At 53.6% G+C, this 21024-nt stretch carries 19 protein-coding genes; 11 read left to right on the plus strand and 8 right to left on the minus strand.

Annotation, left to right across the window (positions count from 1 at the left end):
• Nucleotides 1-2: 2 nt before the first annotated feature.
• On the plus strand, nucleotides 3-638 hold the full coding sequence (locus M4I36_RS11080; RefSeq protein ID WP_258111802.1) for a Maf family protein: 636 nt from the start codon (nucleotides 3-5) through the stop codon (nucleotides 636-638).
• A gap of 22 nt (nucleotides 639-660) precedes the next feature.
• Here the strand turns inward: M4I36_RS11080 and M4I36_RS11085 are convergent, their stop codons facing one another.
• Entirely contained in the window at nucleotides 661-1815 is a 1155-nt protein-coding gene (locus tag M4I36_RS11085) for an aminotransferase class I/II-fold pyridoxal phosphate-dependent enzyme (protein ID WP_258111803.1), read from the minus strand.
• A gap of 86 nt (nucleotides 1816-1901) precedes the next feature.
• Between M4I36_RS11085 and M4I36_RS11090 the strand changes: the two genes are divergently transcribed.
• On the plus strand, nucleotides 1902-2849 hold the full coding sequence (locus M4I36_RS11090) for a DMT family transporter (protein ID WP_258111804.1): 948 nt from the start codon (nucleotides 1902-1904) through the stop codon (nucleotides 2847-2849).
• On the opposite strand, the gene M4I36_RS11095 is transcribed toward M4I36_RS11090, so the two are convergent.
• The 3 genes from M4I36_RS11095 to M4I36_RS11105 all read right to left on the minus strand — a co-directional run bounded on the left by M4I36_RS11095 (nucleotide 2784) and on the right by M4I36_RS11105 (nucleotide 6222).
• Nucleotides 2784-3887, minus strand: a complete 1104-nt coding sequence (locus M4I36_RS11095; protein WP_258111805.1) for an HD-GYP domain-containing protein — start codon at nucleotides 3885-3887, stop codon at nucleotides 2784-2786. The two genes, M4I36_RS11090 and M4I36_RS11095, sit on opposite strands and share 66 nt — an antisense overlap.
• A 119-nt stretch (nucleotides 3888-4006) precedes the next feature.
• Nucleotides 4007-4369, minus strand: coding sequence for a DUF423 domain-containing protein (locus M4I36_RS11100; protein WP_258111806.1), 363 nt, complete (start codon nucleotides 4367-4369; stop codon nucleotides 4007-4009).
• Between the two features lie 335 nt (nucleotides 4370-4704).
• Nucleotides 4705-6222, minus strand: coding sequence for a phytoene desaturase family protein (locus tag M4I36_RS11105; RefSeq protein ID WP_258111807.1), 1518 nt, complete (start codon nucleotides 6220-6222; stop codon nucleotides 4705-4707).
• Nucleotides 6223-6476: 254 nt separating this feature from the next.
• On the opposite strand from M4I36_RS11105, the gene M4I36_RS11110 reads away from it, so the two are divergent.
• From M4I36_RS11110 to M4I36_RS11120, 3 genes are read left to right on the plus strand one after another with little or no spacing between them, the layout of a single operon-like run.
• Nucleotides 6477-8000 (plus strand): aldehyde dehydrogenase family protein, encoded by a 1524-nt coding sequence (locus M4I36_RS11110; RefSeq protein ID WP_258111808.1) that lies wholly within the window; start codon nucleotides 6477-6479, stop codon nucleotides 7998-8000.
• Nucleotides 7997-9154 (plus strand): glycosyltransferase family 2 protein, encoded by a 1158-nt coding sequence (locus M4I36_RS11115; protein WP_258111809.1) that lies wholly within the window; start codon nucleotides 7997-7999, stop codon nucleotides 9152-9154. Before M4I36_RS11110 ends, M4I36_RS11115 begins: the two co-directional genes overlap by 4 nt.
• A gap of 37 nt (nucleotides 9155-9191) precedes the next feature.
• A complete protein-coding gene (locus M4I36_RS11120; protein ID WP_258111810.1) occupies nucleotides 9192-9701 on the plus strand; it encodes a glycosyl-4,4'-diaponeurosporenoate acyltransferase CrtO family protein in 510 nt (169 codons plus the stop codon).
• Here the strand turns inward: M4I36_RS11120 and fni are convergent.
• On the minus strand, nucleotides 9603-10778 hold the full coding sequence (gene fni / locus M4I36_RS11125; protein ID WP_258111811.1) for a type 2 isopentenyl-diphosphate Delta-isomerase: 1176 nt from the start codon (nucleotides 10776-10778) through the stop codon (nucleotides 9603-9605). The two genes, M4I36_RS11120 and fni, sit on opposite strands and share 99 nt — an antisense overlap.
• 68 nt (nucleotides 10779-10846) lie before the next feature.
• Entirely contained in the window at nucleotides 10847-12430 is a 1584-nt protein-coding gene (locus tag M4I36_RS11130) for a phytoene desaturase family protein (protein WP_258111812.1), read from the minus strand.
• Nucleotides 12431-12547: 117 nt separating this feature from the next.
• Here M4I36_RS11130 and M4I36_RS11135 point away from each other — a divergent pair, with 117 nt between their 5' ends.
• From M4I36_RS11135 to M4I36_RS11155, 5 genes are all read left to right on the plus strand, one after another.
• Nucleotides 12548-13474: a phytoene/squalene synthase family protein gene (locus M4I36_RS11135; protein WP_258111813.1), complete on the plus strand. Its 927-nt coding sequence runs from the start codon at nucleotides 12548-12550 to the stop codon at nucleotides 13472-13474.
• Nucleotides 13471-14322, plus strand: a complete 852-nt coding sequence (locus tag M4I36_RS11140) for a carotenoid biosynthesis protein (RefSeq protein ID WP_258111814.1) — start codon at nucleotides 13471-13473, stop codon at nucleotides 14320-14322. The genes M4I36_RS11135 and M4I36_RS11140 overlap by 4 nt, the downstream gene beginning before the upstream one ends.
• Nucleotides 14319-15083, plus strand: coding sequence for a lysophospholipid acyltransferase family protein (locus M4I36_RS11145; protein ID WP_258111815.1), 765 nt, complete (start codon nucleotides 14319-14321; stop codon nucleotides 15081-15083). The genes M4I36_RS11140 and M4I36_RS11145 overlap by 4 nt, the downstream gene beginning before the upstream one ends.
• A gap of 129 nt (nucleotides 15084-15212) precedes the next feature.
• The gene (locus tag M4I36_RS11150) at nucleotides 15213-16370 is read left to right on the plus strand and encodes a glycosyltransferase family 2 protein (RefSeq protein ID WP_258111816.1); all 1158 of its coding nucleotides are present in this window, start codon (nucleotides 15213-15215) and stop codon (nucleotides 16368-16370) included.
• Nucleotides 16367-17830, plus strand: coding sequence for a phytoene desaturase family protein (locus tag M4I36_RS11155; protein ID WP_258111817.1), 1464 nt, complete (start codon nucleotides 16367-16369; stop codon nucleotides 17828-17830). Before M4I36_RS11150 ends, M4I36_RS11155 begins: the two co-directional genes overlap by 4 nt.
• A 57-nt stretch (nucleotides 17831-17887) precedes the next feature.
• Here the strand turns inward: M4I36_RS11155 and M4I36_RS11160 are convergent, their stop codons facing one another.
• Together M4I36_RS11160 and trxB are read right to left on the minus strand one after the other, a co-directional pair.
• A complete protein-coding gene (locus M4I36_RS11160; protein ID WP_258111818.1) occupies nucleotides 17888-18907 on the minus strand; it encodes a hypothetical protein in 1020 nt (339 codons plus the stop codon).
• A gap of 131 nt (nucleotides 18908-19038) precedes the next feature.
• Nucleotides 19039-20001 carry a thioredoxin-disulfide reductase gene (gene trxB / locus M4I36_RS11165; protein ID WP_258111819.1) on the minus strand — a complete coding sequence of 321 codons (963 nt, stop codon included), beginning with the start codon at nucleotides 19999-20001 and terminating at the stop codon, nucleotides 19039-19041.
• Nucleotides 20002-20263: 262 nt separating this feature from the next.
• On the opposite strand from trxB, the gene M4I36_RS11170 reads away from it, so the two are divergent.
• On the plus strand, nucleotides 20264-20881 hold the full coding sequence (locus M4I36_RS11170; protein ID WP_258111820.1) for a hypothetical protein: 618 nt from the start codon (nucleotides 20264-20266) through the stop codon (nucleotides 20879-20881).
• The last annotated feature ends 143 nt before the right edge of the window (nucleotides 20882-21024 follow it).

Here is a 21024-nt window from a genome sequence, read left to right on the forward strand (position 1 = left end):
CGATGTCCGAAAACCGCGCAGTCCATGTCGAAAGCAAGGATACCCTTCGCATCATTCTGGCATCCAGTTCTCCGCGCCGTTTACAGATATGCGAAATGCTCGGTCTCCACGTCACTGTTGAGCCAAGCCACGTTGACGAACATGTCCCGTCCGAGTGGGCGGTGGAAAAACAAGTGGAAACGCTGGCCACACAAAAAGCGCGGGCTATCGCCGCCAATTATTCGCATTCACCGAGGACCTTCATTCTCGGTGCGGACACGCTCGTCGTCGTCGACAACAAAATTCTCGGCAAACCAGCAGACCGTCAGGCAGCAACACAGATGTTGCGCCTGCTCTCCGGCCGCGTTCACGACGTCTGGACTGGCACCTGTCTGATTGACGCAGCAACTGGCAAGGAGTACACCCATTCAGACCAAACTGAGGTCGTTTTCGAAGTATTGAGTGAGGCCGACATTGTGCACTACCTTGCTACGGGTGAGTCTCTGGACAAAGCCGGGGCTTACGCTGTCCAAGGCATGGCAGCCCAGTTCATTCAAGCGATTCACGGCGATTTTTTCACGGTGATGGGCCTGTCGCCACGTGTCATGCGCCTGCTCTTTCAGAGAGCAGGCGTCGACCTACTGCTCTCCAATTCTTAGTAGACATGACGACAGCGGCGACTCAATGCAGTACGTTTAAAGCGTACTTCAACGCAGCATCTAAGTCCGCTTTGAGGTCGTCGACATCTTCAATACCGACCGACAGGCGCAGAAGTCGGTCGGTGACGCCACACGCATTCCGGATATCTTCCGGAATGTCAGCATGCGTCTGCACGGCTGGATAAGTCATGAGCGATTCTGTGCCACCCAAGCTTTCCGCAAAGGTTACGAGTTGCACTTGCTTTAAAATCTCCGGCACCATTCGAGCATCAGCCACTTCAAACGACAGCATGCCCCCAAACGAACTTGCTTGCAGGCGTTGCGTCTGGTGTCCTGGGTGACTCACGAGCCCTGGATAATAGACGGTAGGCACGGCCTCATGACGAACTAACCAGTTGGCCAAAGACAGGGCATTCTGTTCATGCCTTTCCATGCGCAAGGCCAGTGTCTTCATACCACGAAGAAGTAACCAACTGTCGTCGGGACCGAGCGTGGACCCAATGGAGTTCTGGATAAAATAGAGCTTGTCGGCTATCTCCTCAGTCTTGCTCACGACTAAACCAGCCAAGACATCATTGTGGCCGCCAAGGAATTTTGTAGCCGAATGAATGACGAGGTCCGCCCCGTATTCAAGCGGCCGCTGCGTATAGGGGGTCATGAACGTGTTATCGACCATCAGTAACAACTTCTGGTCATGACAGAATTCTCCGATAGCAGCCAAATCTGCCACACGCAGCGTTGGATTCGTCGGAGTCTCGACAAAAACACCTTTGGTGTTGCTTTGCAGCGCCGCTTCAATCGACGCAAAGTCACTCGTATCGACATACGTGGCCTCTATCCCAATTTTGCGCAAAAACTGCTCCACCAACCGATACGTTCCACCATAAAGGTCACTTGATAGAATCAAATGGTCGGACGGTTGAAAGAGATTCATCACTGCGTGCACCGCTGCCATTCCGGATGCGAAGGCGAATCCTCTGCAACCGCCCTCCAAGTCGGCAATCGCTCGTTCCAGAACGGCTCGAGTCGGATTGCCCGTGCGTGTATAATCGTAACCGGTACTCTTCCCGAGTTCTTCGTGAGCATAGGTCGTGGCGCGATAAATAGGGGTTGAAATACTGCCCGTACGCGGGTCTTGGCGATTTCCGAGCTGTGCGAGCACCGTTGTGCGTTCCATGACTGTATCTCCTTTACCTGCACTTTGCGCCATTCAAATCCATGAAACTCCACCCAAAACCATGTTAATGCTCAGGAGGCTTCGTCATGTCCGCGCAGACACGCGCTCTCTCTCCTAAACACGCGGCGCTACTCGTGCTGGGAGTCATTGCAGTTTCATTTTCAGCCATTTTCATCAAGTGGTCGAGTGCTCCTGCCAGCATGATTGGATTTTATCGGATGACGTTCTCAGCACTCGTCTTGTTGCCTCTTGCGCTTCGCGAAAGGCATCTGTGGCGCGCAATTCATCGACGCGACTTGACCATCATGCTGATTGCTGGCATTTTTCTCGGCCTGCACTTTGTGTTTTGGATACAATCTTTAAAAGATACGAGCGTCTCTTCATCCACGCTCATCACCGCATTGCAGCCCGTTTTTGTCGGAGCTGGTGCATACTTCGCTTTCCATGAACGGCAGTCCAAACGAGAAATGGCCGCAGCTATTCTCGCCATCGCCGGTGCGAGTGTCGTGGGCTACAGTGATGCCGAAGCATCGTCCAGAGCGTTCCTCGGAGACATCGATGCGCTCCTCGGAGCCATCGGGGCTTCTCTTTACATGTTAGCTGGACAGCGGTCTCGCACATCCATGCCTCCGTGGACTTATAATACCACGGTATTTTCTGTCGCAGCAGTCGTGTTGGCAGGCGATGCGCTCTTCACGCACGCTTTGTTTTTTGACTACGATGCCCGAAATTGGATTCTATTTGCGCTACTCGCGCTCGTTCCCACGCTCTTTGGACACGCCCTGTTCAACTACCTCTTGAAGTTTGTCCGTGCCTCCAGCGTTGCCATGACGATTCTCGGAGAACCGGTCGGCGCAATTCTCCTCGCCTATGCCTTGTTGCATGAGACCATCACATGGCGTGACGCTCTCGGCGGAGCGCTCCTGTTGGCCGGAGTTTACTGGTTCCTTCGCACACGCGCAAAGTCGTCAACCGACGAAGGAGACGGAAGCGTGATCGTCACAACGGGAAATGACGAAGTTGAGATGCTTTGACAAATCAATATCATACGGAGTGACGTCGCGATTGGACTCTTGTAAAATCCGAACTACCGGACGCATCAGTTGATCTGTGTTAATATCTACGACAATACCGGACAGATTCTGATTCAACGTCACAGGCGTACCCGGGGGATAGACGTTGACGTGTTTGACGAACAACTGGACAAACTTAGGGTCGAAATGAGCATTGCTTTCCCCATATAAAACTTCCACTGCTTCGTGTGGTAAAAATGCTTTCCGGTAGGCACGATTGGATGTCAGGGCATCATATACATCGGCTACCGCTAAGATGCGGCCGACTTCGTGAATCTCTTCACCAACCAAGCCACGCGGGTAGCCCGTACCGTCAAATTTTTCATGATGCTGCAAAGCACAATGTGCGGAGGTTCTTGAGATGTTCGGCTGTTGCGTAAGCATATCGTACCCGAGTTGACAGTGCATCTCCACTTGTCTTTTTTCGTCCTCCGTCAGAGCACCCGGTTTGTCCAGAATTTTGCGGTCAATGGCCAGTTTGCCGATGTCATGCAGCATGGCCCCAACGCCGAGGTCCCGCACTTTGGCTTCAGAGTATCCGTAGCCGATGGCAACCGCACCAGCGTACAGCGCGACGTTCATACAATGCGAATAGAGAAAGGTGTCACTGGAGTACATGGAAGTCAAATTCGTCAACACGACTTGGTTCTTCAAGACATTCTGAAAGAGCATGTTAAAGAGGTCCCGAAATGTGGCTCCAAGTTCGCCTTCCCGAAGCAAGCTGCGGCGCTCAATTCCGTTTGCAAATCGGTCGAGCGTCCGATGAATTTTGCGGACAATCTCCTGGCGCAACTCAGAGGACATAGATTGCTGTAGTTCTACATCCTCAGTGCGAGGATCTCGAACAAACACATACGTACATCCATATTGGCGCAATCGCCGAATGTAGGAACTCGTCAACGCGACATCGACCTGCAGCAACACTTGCCCTGATTTCCCATATACAGGTTGTCCCAACACATCTCCTGGCACCAGCGATTCCACAGATTTCAGACGCATCTTCCACGCCTCACGTTTCCCGTTAAATTGGTAAGCTCTCTGTCCCTGATGACTCATAAATGGAACGCGGAAATCCTACCGAACGACTGATCTATGTAAAACAAAAGTAGAACGAACGCTCAAAGCAGATGCCATGCTCGAATCGCCAAAAGTGCCCAACCGACCAGAAAGCAAAGGCCCCCAATGGGTGTAACCGCTCCAAAGCGCTTCATACCCGTCCAGACCAACACGTACAGACTCCCCGAAAAGAAGACAATTCCAGCCACAAAAAACCAAGCTGCCGCAGTGAGCAGTGAACTTGGGTGCTGTAAAGACCACAGGCCAATCGCGATTAAGGCCAGTGCGTGGTACATCTCATACTGCGCTCCGGTCGCAAAGACCGCGCTCTGCTCTGCACTCACGCGCCGCCTCAGCGCGTGAGCAGCGAACGCCCCAAGAGCCACGCTGAAAAAACCCAACACACTGCCGAGTAAGATGAACATGTCAATCCCCCCAACTGCAAAGCGTGACCCAAGTCGTTTCATCGGTTGACTTTTCACGAATCCAAGAAGCTCTCTCTGCGACAAAATAACTATTCATTCGACAATTCATCAACAATTGAGTAGCCTATTCGACTTTTTGACCACATTTCCCTTCTCCACCGCCTGAATTTTTTAGATTCGACTGCCAATCTGGACAGAGGCATCATGAGTAGTATGTATTGTGCACTCCGAAACGTTCCTGAATTTTTCAAAAGGCATCACATCCCGTAGGAATTCAGGAATGTGATGCCTTGGTTGGCCAAACGGTTTGACGGCACAAGGTGACGCCAAGTTTGTCAGGATGAAACATCCAGTTTGCGAATCTCCGGTGTTTCTTGCTGGCCGATTAAATCGGCCGTCAACTGTCCGCAAAGAGTCACCATCGGCACGCCGCCACCCGGGTGCACCGACCCACCGACAAAGTACAGGTTCGACAGCAGACTGCTCCGACTGGCTATTTTAAAACCACCATTTTTTTTGCGATCCGTCACTACTCCATAAATGGAGCCGCCATTCGCGCCGTAGAGTTGATGTAGGTCGTCCGGAATAAACTGGTGTTCGAAGACAATGTGGCTGCGAAGATCCTTAAGACCCATCCGCTCCAACTTATTCAAAACTAAATCTCGATACCACTCCCGCCTAGCTTCAAAACTCTCTGTTGGAGCGAGTGGCGGTACGTGCGTCAGCACGAACAGATTGTCCATTCCTACAGGTGCTTGGCTAGGGTCACTGCGACTCGATACCCCTAAATAGACTGTAGGGTCTTCAGTTGGCTTCCGGTCATGGAACATATCTCGAAACTCTCGCTCCGGATTCTCCGAGAAAAAGAAGTTGTGGTGCCGCAATTGCTCATATTGGCAGTCGACTCCCAGCAACAAAACATGGCCTGAAACCGTTGGTTCAAATTTAGAAAGTTTGGAGATGACGGCGTCTTTATCCGGATGCTGAGCTAACAGCGATTGATGCGCCGGGATGACTTCGCGGTTACAGACTAAGATGTCCGCTGACACGACTTCTCCTGATTCCAATCGAACGCCCGTTGCTCGGTTCCCTGTGAACAGAATTTCCTCCACTTTGGCATCCGTATGGATGTCCACCGACAACTCGCCAGCCAGTTTGAGCATGCCCTCTGCAATTTGATACATGCCACCTTTGACATAAAAGATGCCGAGGCCCAACTGAACGTAGATGAGTTGCGACAGAATCGCTGGCGCATCATAGGGTGAACTACCCACGTACATGACAAAGAAGTTAAACATCTGCCGCAGGTGCGGGTCTGTCAAATACTTCTCAGTGACGGTGTTCATCGTCTTCAGTGGGTCCATCTCCATTAATTCGCGAAGAGAATGCTCTTTGCGCAAATCCGGAAGTCCCGATAAACTTTTTTTATAAAAACTCTGACGACTCAATTCGTACATCCGTCCGCAGTACTGGAGATATTGAAGAAATTTTGCTCCATCCGACGGGTTTAAACTCGAAATCGTCGAAAGAAGACTCGGCAAGTCGCCTTCCAAATCCATAGTGTGCCCATCCTCGAAGAAAGAACGCCACTGTGGCTCAACGCGAACAATCTCCATATAGTCGCGTATATCTCTACTGGCAGCTGCAAACAAATTCTCCAAAACCCACGGCATGGTCAAAATCGACGGGCCAGTGTCAAATGTAAACCCGTTTCCAGACACGCGATTGAGCTTTCCACCGACTCGTTGATTTTTTTCTAATACAGTGACATGATATCCATCCACTGCTAAACGGATGGCTGCGGACATTCCAGCTAGTCCACCACCAATGACGACCACTTTCCGTTGCGCCATGACTGCTCCTCCCCACACTCGCTGTGCATAGATGCGTCAGTATTTCACCCTACATCCCGTTTCTCCACTCGACACGCTTACCTAGATATCGTAAAGTGATTGTACAGGGTTTGTCAAACTTTTGCGGACACGTCTCACATAGAGAAAAACAGCATGGATGAGCACGGAAACCACCACTACATGTCTTCTGCGTCTTCTCTGCAATGTCTGCCATCCCTACTCGCTTTCATATATAGATGGAGATGAGGTATCTCATGCAAGTTTCGTCTATGGAGGTTAACCCAACAATCAAGGAAGCATCTCAGAACTCAACAAAATCTTCCGGCAGAACCCCAGACAGCGAAGCAAATGAAGCATTGCGGCGCGCCAAAGATGCCCATCTCACATGGGCCTCTCTATCCTTAAAAACACGTCTCGGATACTTGCGCCGCTTGGAAGCAGCGTTGGCAGACGAGATGGACACGTACATCCGCGTTCTCGGAGAAGACTGCAAAAAAACTCCGATGGATGCACTGATGACGGATATCTTTCCAACGCTTGAGGCGATTCGATATTACCGTCGGCATGCCAAGAAAATGCTTGCCGACGTTCCTGTGCGCACCCCTCTCTACATGTGGCCAGCAAAGTCCCGCATTGTGCGCCGCCCCTATGGTGCCGTCCTCGTCCTTGCCCCCTGGAACTTTCCGGTGCAACTCGCCTTAGTTCCTTCGATTACGGCACTCGCAGCGGGTAACACAGTGGTGCTTAAGCCCTCAGAAGTTCTAACTGGCATTCCCCAGTTGCTGACAGAGACCATCCAACGCGCAGGACTGCCGCCTTACGTCCTGCAAATTGTCGAGGGTGACAGCGACATTGGCCGGGCGTTGGTCAACGCAGGTCCAGACAAAATTTTTTTCACGGGCAGTGTGAAGGTAGGCAAAGAAATTGCGCAGCACGCCGCCCAGATGTTGATACCCTGTGACCTCGAACTGAGTGGCAAAGACGCGCTTCTCGTGTTGTCCGATGCCAACCTCGAGCGCGCCGCCCGCGCCGCAGTCTGGGGTGGGTTTTTGCACAGCGGTCAAGTCTGCGTCTCCGTGGAGCGCGTTTACGTCGACGCGCGCGTCAAAGACCAATTCGTTCGCCTCGTGTGCCAACGAACGCTGGAACTCCGTCAATCGACCAGCCAATTTGCCGACCTTGGTGGCATGACCACGGAGGCCGGATTAGCAAGGATGCAGGCCTTGGTCGACAACGCCGTCGCACGCGGTGCCGTCGTCCACTGCGGGGGAGCGGTCGCAGCAGGAACTTCCCGAGATTGTTATCTACCGACCGTGTTGACGAATGTCACGGACCAAATGGACGTGATGCGCGAAGAGATTTTTGGACCCATTTTGCCAATTATCTCGTTTACTGACGAGAGCGAAGCCATTCGCCGTGTCAATGCCTCCGAGTTCGGACTCGGCGCCAGTATCTTTACCTCCAATCAACGGCACGGCATGGCGGTGGCGCGGCAATTAAATGTGGGCACGTGTTCCGTCAATGGCGTCATCCTTCAACTGTCAAACATGAACTTACCCTTCGGGGGCGTCAAAGCCAGTGGCTACGGACGCTACCACGGAGCGGCAGGCATCCAGACGTTCACTTACGAGCAAGCCCTCATGACCGAAAGCGGAAGAGCAGCGAAAAGCCTGACCTGGTTTCCCTACGACGAACGCAGCTATCAGTTTTTACGCCGTTGGATGCATTGGAGATCGCGCTCCAAAAACAAGACCACGACGGAGGTCGACCGGCCATGACGTACCTTTTGCCGCTGCTCGGCTTTTGTGCTGGGCTCTACCTGTACTTGACAATGCCGAACACGCTGAAGCCAAGGCGCAACACGGCTCGTGTCGTGCAACTGGGGGTGGACCGACATCTGCCTCGGGAATCTCGCGTATCACGGGCGAATGTGTCCATCATCATTCCCGCTCGCAATGAGGAAGTCAACTTGCAGAAAAACTTACCCACCTGGATGACACTGGCCGCTAAACTTCCGCGTCACATCGCCGAAGTGATGGTGGTCGACGACCATTCTGAGGACCGCACTACCGAGGTAGCGGCGGCCTGCGGTGCGCGCACCATTGCCACAGAAGACTTACCGGAAGGATGGTATGGAAAGCCACACGCGTTGATGACCGGATCGACCAAGGCGTTTGGCTCGTGGCTCTTGATGGTCGATGCGGATGTCTCCATCGAGGTCGATCCGTTTGCCGAATGGCTACAAACTGCCATTCGCCATGAGCGCTATTACAGCATCCAACCGTATCATCAGGTGCTCTCCTGGTTTGAACAGGCGTCTGCGTTGCCTGGCGCAGTATCGGTCTTGGCGATGCACGCCGGCAGCGCCCCACCAAGAACACACGGCGGCTTTGGTCCTTTTGTCTTGTGTCCGAAAAAAATCTATCAACACGTCTCCGGCCATTCGGACATTCGTTCGAAAATCCTCGAAAATTTTTATTTGGCTATGCGCGTGGGTAAAGCATCACACATTGTCAATCTGTTGGGCCGTGGCTACGTTCGTTATCGCATGTATTCGAGCTTATCCTCTCTCTGGCAAGGTTGGACGAAATCCCTGGCAGTCGGAGCGACGGCGGAAAACGGAGTCCGTGGATGGCTCACTGTCGTCTGGATAGCAGGACTTCTCAGCTGTTGGCCACTCCTGTTTGCACACCTGCTCCAGTCGCCTCTCGAAACATTGCTGTTATACGTCGCACAAGCACTGCTCATGCAACTGGTATTGCGCCGCATTGGCTCGTTTTGGAGTCTCAACAGCATCTTGTTCCCACTGTCGGCACTGCTCTTTCTCATTCTTTTTCTGTCATCCGTCTGGCGGGTGAAAATACTCCATTCTGTTCAGTGGAAAGGTCGCACGATGCACCCAACCAAAACTTCCGAAGAAAAGTCGAAATGACGACGAACTCAGCCAAAGAAGGGGGAACGCATCATCCATGAACGTTCATATCTCACCTTGGATCGTCATTCCTGCCTGTGGCCTCTTCTGGTTTGCCGTGCAGCTTGGTTTCTCGGCGCTGGCTCTCTACATTGGGCCGAGTCAGTTGGAGCCGGGGCGACCCATGTTCCGGGAACGCCGATTTGAGCGAGGAGGGAAGCTGTATGAGCAGGTCTTTTTCATTCGCCGCTGGAAAGAACGGCTTCCGGATGGCGCTGCTTTTTGGGGAAAAGGATTTCGCAAAAAACGTCTGGAGTCCCTGGACAGCGACTACTACCAAACCTTTGTGCGCGAGACGTGCCGAGCGGAACTCACGCACTGGATGCAAATTCCGCCTGCGCTTCTGTTTTTGTTCACTGGAAATTGGCCGCTGACTGCGGCAATGCTTGTCTATGCGGTACTGGTCAATCTACCCTGCATCCTTGCTCAGCGGTACAACCGTATTCGCTTCTTGAGGGTGCTGCACAGGCGCCAGCGCTCGGTCCTGTCCGAAGGGCATGGCGTTTAGAGCACCTGTTCCTTGACGTCGCGCCAAGCCACCGGCATCAATGCCACGCAGGGTACACCATTCCAACGTGCGTCCTGTCACCACCACAGGTTGGTGACACAACTCGCGGACATCGACCACACCAAGTGCGGTCATGAGCGTCACCAGCCCATCCAAAAACCCGCGCAAATACGCTTCCACCGCAGGGACGCCGCCGTCTCGAAAGGACCGCAAGATGGGTCCCGCGATTCCAATCGCTCGAGCCCCCAGCACCAAGCTTTTTAACCCGTCTAAAGGATTTCGAATGCCGCCGCTGGCAAACAGCAGCACTTTATGGGCAAGCGACTCCGCTTCGAGTAAAGAAACGGCCGTCGACTGTCCCCAGCCTCGCCAATAGTCAAAGTCGGTCGCGACTCTGCGCTGATTTTCAATGTGCACGAAGTCGGTGCCGCCACGGCCACCCACATCCACCCAACGGACGCCAGACGCAGCGAGGGCAAAGACCGTCTGGCGCGACATGCCAAATCCGACTTCCTTGACAATGACGGGAACCGGACAGCATTCCACGATTTCCGCAATGCGTTCCAAAACACCGCGAAAATCTCGGTCTCCTTCCGGCATGACTAATTCCTGCGGCACATTCAAATGAACTTGCAGCGCATTGGCTTCAAGCATCTCCACGGCGAACAGTGCGTCCTGCACGGAAACGGTCGCACCAACGTTGGCAAACACGATGCCATCCGGATTGACGTCGCGCACGACCCGGTACGTCCTTTGTAGTGTGCGGTCGCGCAAAGCGGCGTGCTGCGACCCGACTGCCATCGCTACACCTGTCGCTTGGGCCGCCAACGCTAAGCCTCGATTTATGTCCTCCAGACCCAGAGCGCCACCCGTCATCGCATTAATGTAAAGTGGAGTTTTCAAAGACAACTGGTCAAGCTGAACATCCAACCGAACATCCGCCTTCCGTACATTAGGAAGCGAATTGTGAATGAGATGAATGTCGTCAAAATCTTCGACGGGTGTGACGGCATCCTCCCGACTCGCCAGTTCCACGTGTTCTATTTTTCTTTGCTCGCGTCCAGACGTCGTATTCATGTCAGAACTGCGTCATCCTCTCTGTGATAGCCTCGCCATTCTCATAAAAACGTCGATTCCTTCAACGTTTAGCCTTGTTCGGTAAACGCGGCAAAATCATGCGCCAAGTGCCTTCGGTCACTCCACGTGGGAAGGTCTTTCGACGTCTGGTGCGCGTTCGGCAGATACCCAGGATAATCTTCCGACATAATGCGTTCAATAGTCCTCGCCCCCGTCATGACAATCGGCACTCCACCGCCGGGATGCGTACTGGCGCCGACAAAATAGAGACCACTGACGGTTTTCGATTTTAACGAAGGTCTCCAATAAGCCGATTGCCGCAATCGTGGCATGACGCCAAAAGCGGCCCCTTCTGCCAGGCCGAGAGACGCTTCCCACGTATCCGGCGTGTAAATCGCCTCGAACTCCAAATGCTTTTCAAGGTCGCGAAACCCCACTCGTTGAAGACGTTGAATCATCGCATCGCGAAATGGTTTCTTTTCCTTCGCCCAGTCAATCGGCGCCGTCTTGTTCGGCACAGGCACCAACACGTAAATTCCCTGTTTACCAGGTGGCGCGACCGAATCATCGATGAGATTGGGCAGGTGAACATAAAAAGACGGGTCGTTCGGCAACACTTTCCGACGAAACACATCGTCTGTGAAACCCTGAAAATCCCGAGAAAAATAGACGTTGTGAACATCAGCATGTCGATAGGACTGGTCCACACCTAAGTACATCATAAATGCACTACAAGACTGCTCCATTTTGTCGATTCTCGCATCCGAGTAGTCGGGACGCGCGCTCTCCGGAACGAGTCGCTTCGCAGCGAGGGGAAAATCTGCTCCCACGACGACCGCATCCGCAGACTGTAATTGTCCTCTGACGCGCACGCCCACAGCCCGTCCGCCTTCCACCTCGACGGTTTCCACCGGGGTGCCCAGGTGCAACCTGCCGCCCATCTCTTCCAGCAACCGCACGAGCGCTTCGGTCACCGAATAGTATCCCCCTTTGCAGTACCAGACGCCACTGTAGGACAACTCCATGTAGCCAATCACATTGTAGATGGCTGGCGCCTCAAATGGGTCAATCCCGATGTATAAACTCTGAAAAGTCAGCGCGGTTTGCAGTCGCGGGTCCTTGATAAATCGACGGACATCGCGGTTCATAGTCTGCACTGTGTGCAGTCCGTAGAGTTTCCACAACTTCCTCAAATCGACTAATTCTTTCATCGTAAGCATGGGTTCTTCGATAAAGTCGTAGCGAGCCACGCGATACCGCCGCTGCATCCACGCTAGATAACGCATAAATCCATCCAAATCGGATGGCGCCAAACGCTCGATTTCTTGCATCATTCGTTGTAAATTAGACGTAGAGTCTAAATATGAACCGTCCGCGAAATGCAAGCGGTAGTTCGGCTCGAGCGGGCGCAGTTCTAAATAATCTTCGAGACGCCGTCCTAAATCTGCAAAGAGCCGATAAAACACGTCTGGCATGAGGACGATGGTGGGGCCCAAATCAAATTTGAATCCCCCGCCCTCAATGCGTCCAAGTCTGCCCCCGGCGCGCATATTCTTTTCATAGACATCGACTTCCCAACCGTTGCGCAGCAGGCGTAAAGCGGTCGTCAATCCGCCAACGCCAGCACCGACTATTGCCGCTCTCTTGGCCATACCTGTACTCCTCCTCGACGCGCCCATGCTTTCAAGGTAGTCGACAAGCGGCGCGCGTAGACCTGGATGTATATCTTCTGTATAATGATTGTACCATGTTTGAGGGGTGAGACAACTATGCAAATGGACGAGGCCTACGAGATTTGCGAAGGCGTTGTGAAGCAACACTCATCGAGTTTTTACAACGCATTCTCTCAACTCCCAACAGCCGAGCGTCAGGCAGTATGGGCCGTATATGCATACTGCCGAATGGTTGACAACATGGTCGACGAAGGCGACGAGCCTTCTAGCGAACGCCTCGCGCAACTCGCAGAGGTCGAGAGGCTGTTGGCCTTGGCGAAACTAGGGCAGTGGTCCCGGGACATGCCAGTCTGGATGGCACTGGAAGATACCTTCCAACGCTTTCCGATGTCTTTCGAACCATTCGAACATATGATTGAAGGACAGCGCCGCGATTTGCACTTTGAACAGCCAAAAACCATTCGTGACTTGGAACACTATTGCTATCTGGTAGCGGGTACCGTAGGGTTGATGCTGTTGCCCATCCTCGTCGGCCAAGGGAATGAGCGAATGCAGAAAGCTGCGGTCGATCTCGGTCTGGCCATGCAACTCACCAACATTCTGCGAGATGTCCGTGAGGATGCGGCGATTGGACGAATCTACCTCCCACTCCAATGGATGCAAGCTTGTCATGTGAACGCTGACGATATTCAAACCAATCTACTCACCGACCACTGGCGCCAGCTCGCGGCGAAAGTGGCGCGCCATGCGGACCGCAAGTATCGGCGGGGACTGATGGTGGCAGCCGATTATCCTGCGACTAGCCGATTGGCGTTCCTCGCGGCGGGATGGTTCTATCGAGGCATCCTCCACAAAATTGTCAGTCTCGACTACGATGTCTTTCATGAGCGCGTCTATCTGTCGGATGCAGACAAGACCTCACTCCTGCTTCGTTTAGAAGATACATATCACCTGTCCAGTCAGTTTCCGGACTCGCCGTCCCCATTCGCATCCGATTTGCCGATTGTGGCGAACCATCTATGAACACACGTCATCCCCTTAACCATTCTGCGATGGACCCCGTCCGCCCGTGGCGTCTCACCTCCCTCGTTTGGCTCGCCTGGTCGGCTGTTGGCACGGCGCTGCTCTTACATGGACCACTGCCCGCATGGCTGTCCTTCTCCAATGCGGTCTTTCTTCTACTCGGCGGCCTGGTCACGAGCTGGCAACTCGTTGTGCAACTCGGTCGAGTCGCTGGTTCACTCAGCATCCTCCTGCTCGCTCTCGGCGGTTTTTTAGTAGAAGTGCTTGGCGTCCACACCGGTTTCCCATTTGGCGCCTATCGCTACACCGGAGCCCTTGGCTTACAGCTTTGGCATGTCCCGCTCGCCATCGGCGGCGCGTGGGTCTTGATTGGCGGAGCATCGTTTCTCGCCGCCAGAGAACTGTTTGTCTCTCCCTGGGCACAGTCGATTGCAGCGCCACTGCTTGGAGTGTGTCTCGACGCTCTGCTCGATCCGGTCGCGTCTCACGTACTCCGCGATTGGACTTGGCTCTCTGGTGGTCCATGGTATGGCATTCCCAGACAAAACTTCATCGCCTGGATGGGCGTTCTTCTGTGCATGGAGTGCGTTCTACTCATCCTCGGCAGAGCGGCCTCAACGGACCGACATCCCGCAATTTCGCGTGGCGTTGCATTGCGTAGGGGGCAACATCGACGCTCACAACTTCCCGCCGTCGTCGGTCCTGTCTTTTTGCTTTTTGGCTTGGTTGGCATCGCCCACGGTTTCTATCTCCCCGTTCTCGTCGCGGCTATTCCGTGGTTGGGAGTGATAACAGCAGGGCAACTCCGGTCCCTTTCCAAACAAACTGCAGGAGATGGTCGAGTTTGATAGAAGCAAAGCGTTCCCAACTACTCGAACACATCTTTCACCTCTACCTACACTTCCAACTGAAGCGCTCTTTTCATGCGGTCTGGTATCGTCACGACCACGAAGACGGTGTGCTGATGAGTCGTACCGCACCCATTCTTGTCTACGCGAACCACAGCAGTTGGTGGGATGGACTACTCCTTTTCTGGCTCAACCGAACGACTCTGCATCGCCACGCTTATGCGTGGATGAGTTACGACGGCCTCACACGCTATCCTTTCTTTCGTCGTCTTGGGGCTTTTGCGGGGCAGACCCAATCGGCCTCAGACATGCGCCAGTTGTGGCGTTACGTTCACCAGCTGGCCAGACAGCGCCAAACGATGATCGCCATCTTTCCAGAAGGAGAGCAGAGATTGCAGGGAGATCGACCGATTGGTTTCCAAAAGGGGCTGGCCCATCTGGTGGATACACTGGACCCGAGCACGGTCCTTTACCCACTCGCCATTCACTATGCGTCCTTGGAACACGCCAAGTGGGACGTGTTTATGCACTTGGGGAGCCCAGAGACCGTCGCGTGTTGCCAACAACTCCGTGCTGCCGAGCGCCAACTTCATCTGGAGCAAACATTGACCGATTTGGCGGATGAACAGTTGCGCGTACTTTCGGCCAGCGTACGGACTGGCGTAGCCGCCCGAAATGAATTCCAAACGTGCGGATATCACAATCTCTTAGCTCGAAAGCAGAGAGGTACTTCTTCTGACTTGGACATGCTTGCGAATTGAGAACAACCTACACTGGAGTTTTGGACGAGCGGACTGCGCCGACAAAAAGTGGCGAGGCGTCTTCTGCGAAACAACTCAGTCACTTTGCCAACAAGCTTGGTTTGTATTTCATTCGGTCTGGAGGAAAGTATGATGCTCTTGTGGACGGTGGTGGCATTACTCGGCATTCTGTTCGAAGCAATGGTGGTGCTTATAAACCTCCGGGCGTGGCCTCGTCTCCAACCACCTGGTCCGTCTGCAGGATTGGTCAGTGCCCTCGTCCCTGCACGCAACGAGGCTCGATGCATTGAGCGTTGCTTGAGCGGACTCATCGAGCAGACGTACCGCCCACTGGAGATTCTCTGTCTCGATGACGAGTCGGAGGACAACACAAAGGTATTGGCAGAGGACGCCTTGCGAACGGCAGACAGCCAGTCGATTGCTGCGAAAGTGTTGTGTGGGCGACCATTTGTCGTGGATGCCATGCATTTTGGCAAGGCCCATGCTTGCCAACAACTCGCGGAGAGTGCCAGCGGAGAGTGGCTTTTGTTCACAGACGCCGACACGCATTTGGCCAAAGACGCCGTGTCGCGTCTTGTCACCACAGCTATTCGGCACAAAGCTCAGTTAGTGACCGGGTTTCCGCGTGTAGAAAACAACACGTGGACTGGCTGGCTCTCGACAAGCTTGATGGTCTTTACGATTGCCTTGCACCTACCCGTTTCTCGCGTGCAAGCCTCGCCGTCACCGATGTATGTCGCGGGCAGCGGTATGTGCATGTTGTTTGAACGGTCGATGTATGAACACATTGGCGGCCACTTGACCAGTGGACAGCACCTTGTGGACGACATGGAATTAGCGCGATCCGTCAAAAGATCTGGCGGACGGGTCGCCTTAGTCGATATCAGCGATGCGCAAAGTGTACACATGTACACGTCCGCAAAGCAGGTCTGGCATGGATTCGGCAAGAATTTGTACGCGGGCATCGGGCGAAATCCTTTACTGCTCGGCTTTGTCACCGTCTGGTACGCGCTCTTATTCATCTGGCCGCTGGTGAGTCTACTCGTCGACTTGACGAAAGCGATGATGGGCCTATCCGTACCGCCTCTCTCCGTCATCGCAAGTGCCCTTGCGCTGCTTTTGTCAATCGCGCTCAAAGCCGTCGTCGACCGCCGCTTTCACACTCCGCTCTGGGTCAGTTGTTGGATGCCGATGTCAGCTGCCCTCCTGATTGGACTCGCCTGGTATTCCGCTTGGCGATCCTGGTTTCGTCTTGGCTATTATTGGAAGGGGCGGACGTACTCATGACTTCGCGCATCGCCATCATCGGCGCCGGAATTGGCGGTCTCTCGGCGAGTATTCGACTCGCAGCCAAAGGTCATACCGTCGACCTTTACGAAAAGAACGCAGAAGTAGGCGGCAAGCTGTGGCGTTACGAAAACGCCGGATATTCCTTTTCTTACGGACCGTCGACGCTGACCATGCCGTGGCTGTTCCACGACCTGTTAGACGTGGCGGAATGCCCGAGTTCTCTGTTGCCATATCAGCGCCTCAGACTCCATCATCGCAACCACTTTGCCGATGGCAGTGTGCTCGACGCTGTTCCGGACCGCGAACAGATGCAGGACAACCTGGCAACGCTCTCAGCGGCGGATGCCCGCGCCTGGCCTCTCTATCTGGCAGAGACGAAGAGAATGTATGAACTCTCGCAGTCACACTTTTTTAACAACTCCTTCTCATCCATCCGCCACTACCTGCACCGCGGGCTGCCGTCGGCTCTGGCTCGCGTACATCCCCTGCTGCCTATGCAGTCGTTTCATGCGCGCTACTTTCAAGATAAGCGCGTTCGCATGTCGCTCGACCGCTATGCGACCTATGTCGGATCGTCCCCAGCCCAGACTCCGGCCACCATCGCCTTGATTGCCCATATCGAATTTGGCACGGGAGTGTACTATCTCCCAGGCGGATCCGCCACGTTGCTGGACGCTCTTCTCCACGCTGCCGTCAAAGTCGGGGTTAACGTGCACACAAATTCTCCGGTCGATCGCGTTTTACAACGCCACCGCTCACTGACTGGCATTCGCGTCCGCGGTGAAAATGTACCCTACGATGCGGTCGTCATCGGCTTTGATGCGCTTACGGCGGAAACTTTATTCGACCGCCCCTTGCCTGCTCTACCCGTTCAGGCCGTATCACACTCCGGTTTGGTGGCGCTGCTCGGCGTGCGCCGCGAATACCCAGACCTCCCGCATCATAGCGTCTTCTTTCCACAAACCTATGAAGCGGAGTTCCAAGCGCTCTTTCGCGACCAAAAGGTGCCTGAAAATCCGACAATTTATATTTGCAACCCCGCCGCTTCCGACGCCACTCTGTCGCATCATGGTCGGACCAGCTTATTCGTTCTCATCAACGCGCCGAGTTCGTCAGACAATTCGGAATGGGCTACGGACGACATGAAAGAACGCATTTTGCAACTGTTGGAACGCCGTTGCCATTTGAGCGACCTTCGCCAAAACTTAGACCTATGCCAATGGGTCACGCCAGTCGATTTGGCGCGCAGAACAGGAGCTTACCGTGGCTCCATTTATGGCCCTTCTTCAAACGGCACCCGACGTGCGTTGATGCGTACACCGATGGTCTCGCGACATTGCCGAGGAGTGTTTTATGTGGGCGGATCGACCCATCCAGGCGGCGGCACGCCGATGGTGGCTATCGGTGCAAAACTTGCAGCAGAAGTAGTCCACGCATACAGCGAGCGGCGCCACTGACTGGCGCCGCTCTGCCTACTTGCTCAATATGTCGTTCACGACCACGGCTCGGTCCCGCTACATCATGCCGCGCCCTGCCCATGACTGTTGCATCGGACTCCCCTGCATCGGGTGCGTATTCCCGTATCCCATCGAAGATAAATCTTGCTGGATGTGACTTTGCACCACTTGAGGCGACGTTCCATACTGCGAGAGCATGCTCGAGCCCATGGGATGCTGCATCTGGCTCGTCTGCGGAGGGATGGAAGACCCATACATTTGGTAGGCTTCAGCCACGCGGTTGCCAGCCTGTTGAGAGGTCATCGCTCCCTGGCCTTGCTGCAAATCTTGAGCGATATGCTGGCGAACCACCTGCGGGTTGGTGCCATATTCAGAGAGAATACTGGAACCCATTCCATACGGCTGGCTGATTGTGTTCTGCATGGCTCCCTGCATTCCCGCGTAACCGCCGCCGTACCGCAGGGACTCTGCTCCATAAGAATCCATGACGTTAGCCGACACTGGCGCTGCGTGCATGACTTGCTGTAGTGCTTGCGGTGAGTAGCCCTGCTGGTGCTGGTTGCTGTAACCCTGACCTTGCATGCCCTGGCCCTGCATGCCCTGGCCTTGGCCGTAGCCCTGCTGGTTGCTGTAACCTTGGCCTTGCATGCCTTGACCTTGGCCGTAGCCCTGTTGGTTGCTGTAACCTTGGCCTTGCATGCCCTGGCCCTGCATGCCCTGGCCTTGGCCGTAGCCCTGTTGGTTGCTGTAACCTTGGCCTTGCATGCCTTGACCTTGACCGTAACCCTGCTGGTTGCTGTAACCCTGGCCCTGCATGCCTTGACCTTGGCCGTAGCCCTGTTGGTTGCTGTAACCTTGGCCTTGCATGATGGGGTTGCTCATAGCATGGGAGAACATCGGCTGATAATGCATCATCTCTGTCGAACCATTCCCATAATAGCCAAGGTCCTGCTGAATATGCTGTTGAACCACCTGGGGATTGGTTCCAAATTCCCGGAGCATTCCGCCTACTGGCATGCCCATGGAAGACGGTCCTCCGATGGGCGCACCCATAGCTCCATACTGCTGTTGGTTCATCAAATCCTCTCCTCTTCGACGGATGTAATGGTAAACCAACTCAAGTATGCCCCGACAGTTCAGCCCCATACCAAACAACCTTCCAGCCATCAAAAGCGCCGGAAGGTCCTGTTTTGAACGACTTGTCGCAACTATTTTGCCGAAGACATGGACCAGTCGTGCACGGCCGACCCTTCAAGGAATTTCTCAACATCCATCGCTGCTTTACAGCCACTTCCCGCAGCAGTAATCGCTTGCCGATAGTGCGAATCCATGACATCCCCACACGCAAAAACACCTGGGACATTGGTTGCGCTCGAATGACCAGAAGTAACGATGTATCCCACCTTATCCACCTCAACTTGCCCTTTCAAAAAATCGGTATTCGGACGGTGACCAATGGCAACAAACACGCCATCTGCTTCGAGAACGCGCTCCTCACCCGTTTCGTTACTCTTCACTTTCAGACCCGTCACCTTATTCCCATCCGAAACCATTTCGAGCGGTGTGACATTCAGGACGAAATCAATTTTCTCGTTATGGCGAGCTCGGTCTTGCATGACCTTCGATGCCCGAAACTCTTCACGGCGGTGCACAATCGTCACCTTTTCTGCATGGTGCGTCAAATAAGTAGCTTCCTCCATGGCAGAATCGCCGCCACCAACCACCAGCACTTTTTTGTTCCTAAAGAAGAAGCCGTCGCACGTGGCACATGTAGACACTCCCCTGCCAATCATCTCTTGCTCCCCTGGAACACCAAGCATTTTTGCCGATGCGCCTGTCGCAATAATGAGCGTATCCGCCGTCAGCGTCTCCTTCTCATCCACGACAATTCGAAATGGTCGTTCACTCAGATTGACCGAAGTGGCGAGACCTGTACGAAATGTTGCGCCAAATCGCTCCGCTTGTGTTCGCATGGCTACCATAAGCTCCGGTCCTTGAACGCCATCAGAAAAACCAGGAAAATTCTCAACTTCCGTCGTAAGCGTCAACTGCCCACCAGGTTCGCTTCCTTCCACAATCACCGGTTGCAAGCTTGCCCTCGCAGCATAAATGGCAGCCGTATATCCGGCAGGGCCTGTGCCCAAAATGACTACTCGATGATGATTAGACATGATAGTCGCCTCGCTTTCTCCCCGATTTTACAGCAAGCCAAAGCGTAACTTCAAACGAAATCATTTTTAGCTAGCAAAAATTATTTTTCTTATCATTCTACACTTATTGATTTTGCAGAAGTCACATACTATTATACAACGTATACATGCACAGGTATGTTGTGCGAGAGGGGCCTGCAGTAAAATTGCAGTTCGTGGAAAAGCGCACACCTATGCATGAATCCTCTGGCAGACGAGGCACGCTACCAGAAGGAACGACAGAATGGGGGCTAACCATGTGATCGCATCCGTATACCCTGTTTCACCCTTTTGGCCACTCGGCATCGGGTTTCTTTCTCTATCCATCAATTATTTCGTGCAAGGTGGCACGACTTTAGCAGGCGGACCCAATTGGAGTCAAGACAAGATACGATATGACCGTACGGTCGGACTGTGGGGCATGTTCCTCGGAGGATTCGGGCAGCTTTTGACAGGAATTTATTTGATGGTCGGCCTCTCCTGGTTCCCTGTCTATCGGGATGCTCCTCCACTCTATATGGCGGCTGTAGCCTTTACGGTTTACGGCATTCATTGGATTGTCTTAGGCTGGCGCAGATACAGTGGCAGTGAACCCGGTCCCGAAGCTTGGATGGCCATTCCACTGCTCGGTTTGAGTGTATTAGGCGCTATCTCTTTTGGGAAAAATGGCGACATTCCGGCGATGATTCTGTTTATTGGACTGACGCTCATTTACATTCCAGAGATATTCGCTCGATTCATGAACAGCAAATCCTTTGAAAAGACAGTAGGTTTTTTCCAATTCCTAACCGGGATTTGGTTGCTGTATTTGACGTATGGCGTCACTCTGAATTTTGCGAATGGAATGCACTGGTGGGTTTAACCTTCTCACCCATGGACAGGATGTCTTCTATAAGGGGACTGACCGCAAAGGGACTGACCGCGTTGCAGACAGGTCAGTCCCTTTGCGTATGAGCACGAGAGTCTGTGAGAACGAGCACCGATTCTTTGCGCAAACCGACGTGT

This window comes from Alicyclobacillus sp. SP_1, assembly GCF_024706985.1.
GTDB lineage: Bacteria > Bacillota > Bacilli > Alicyclobacillales > Alicyclobacillaceae > Alicyclobacillus_I.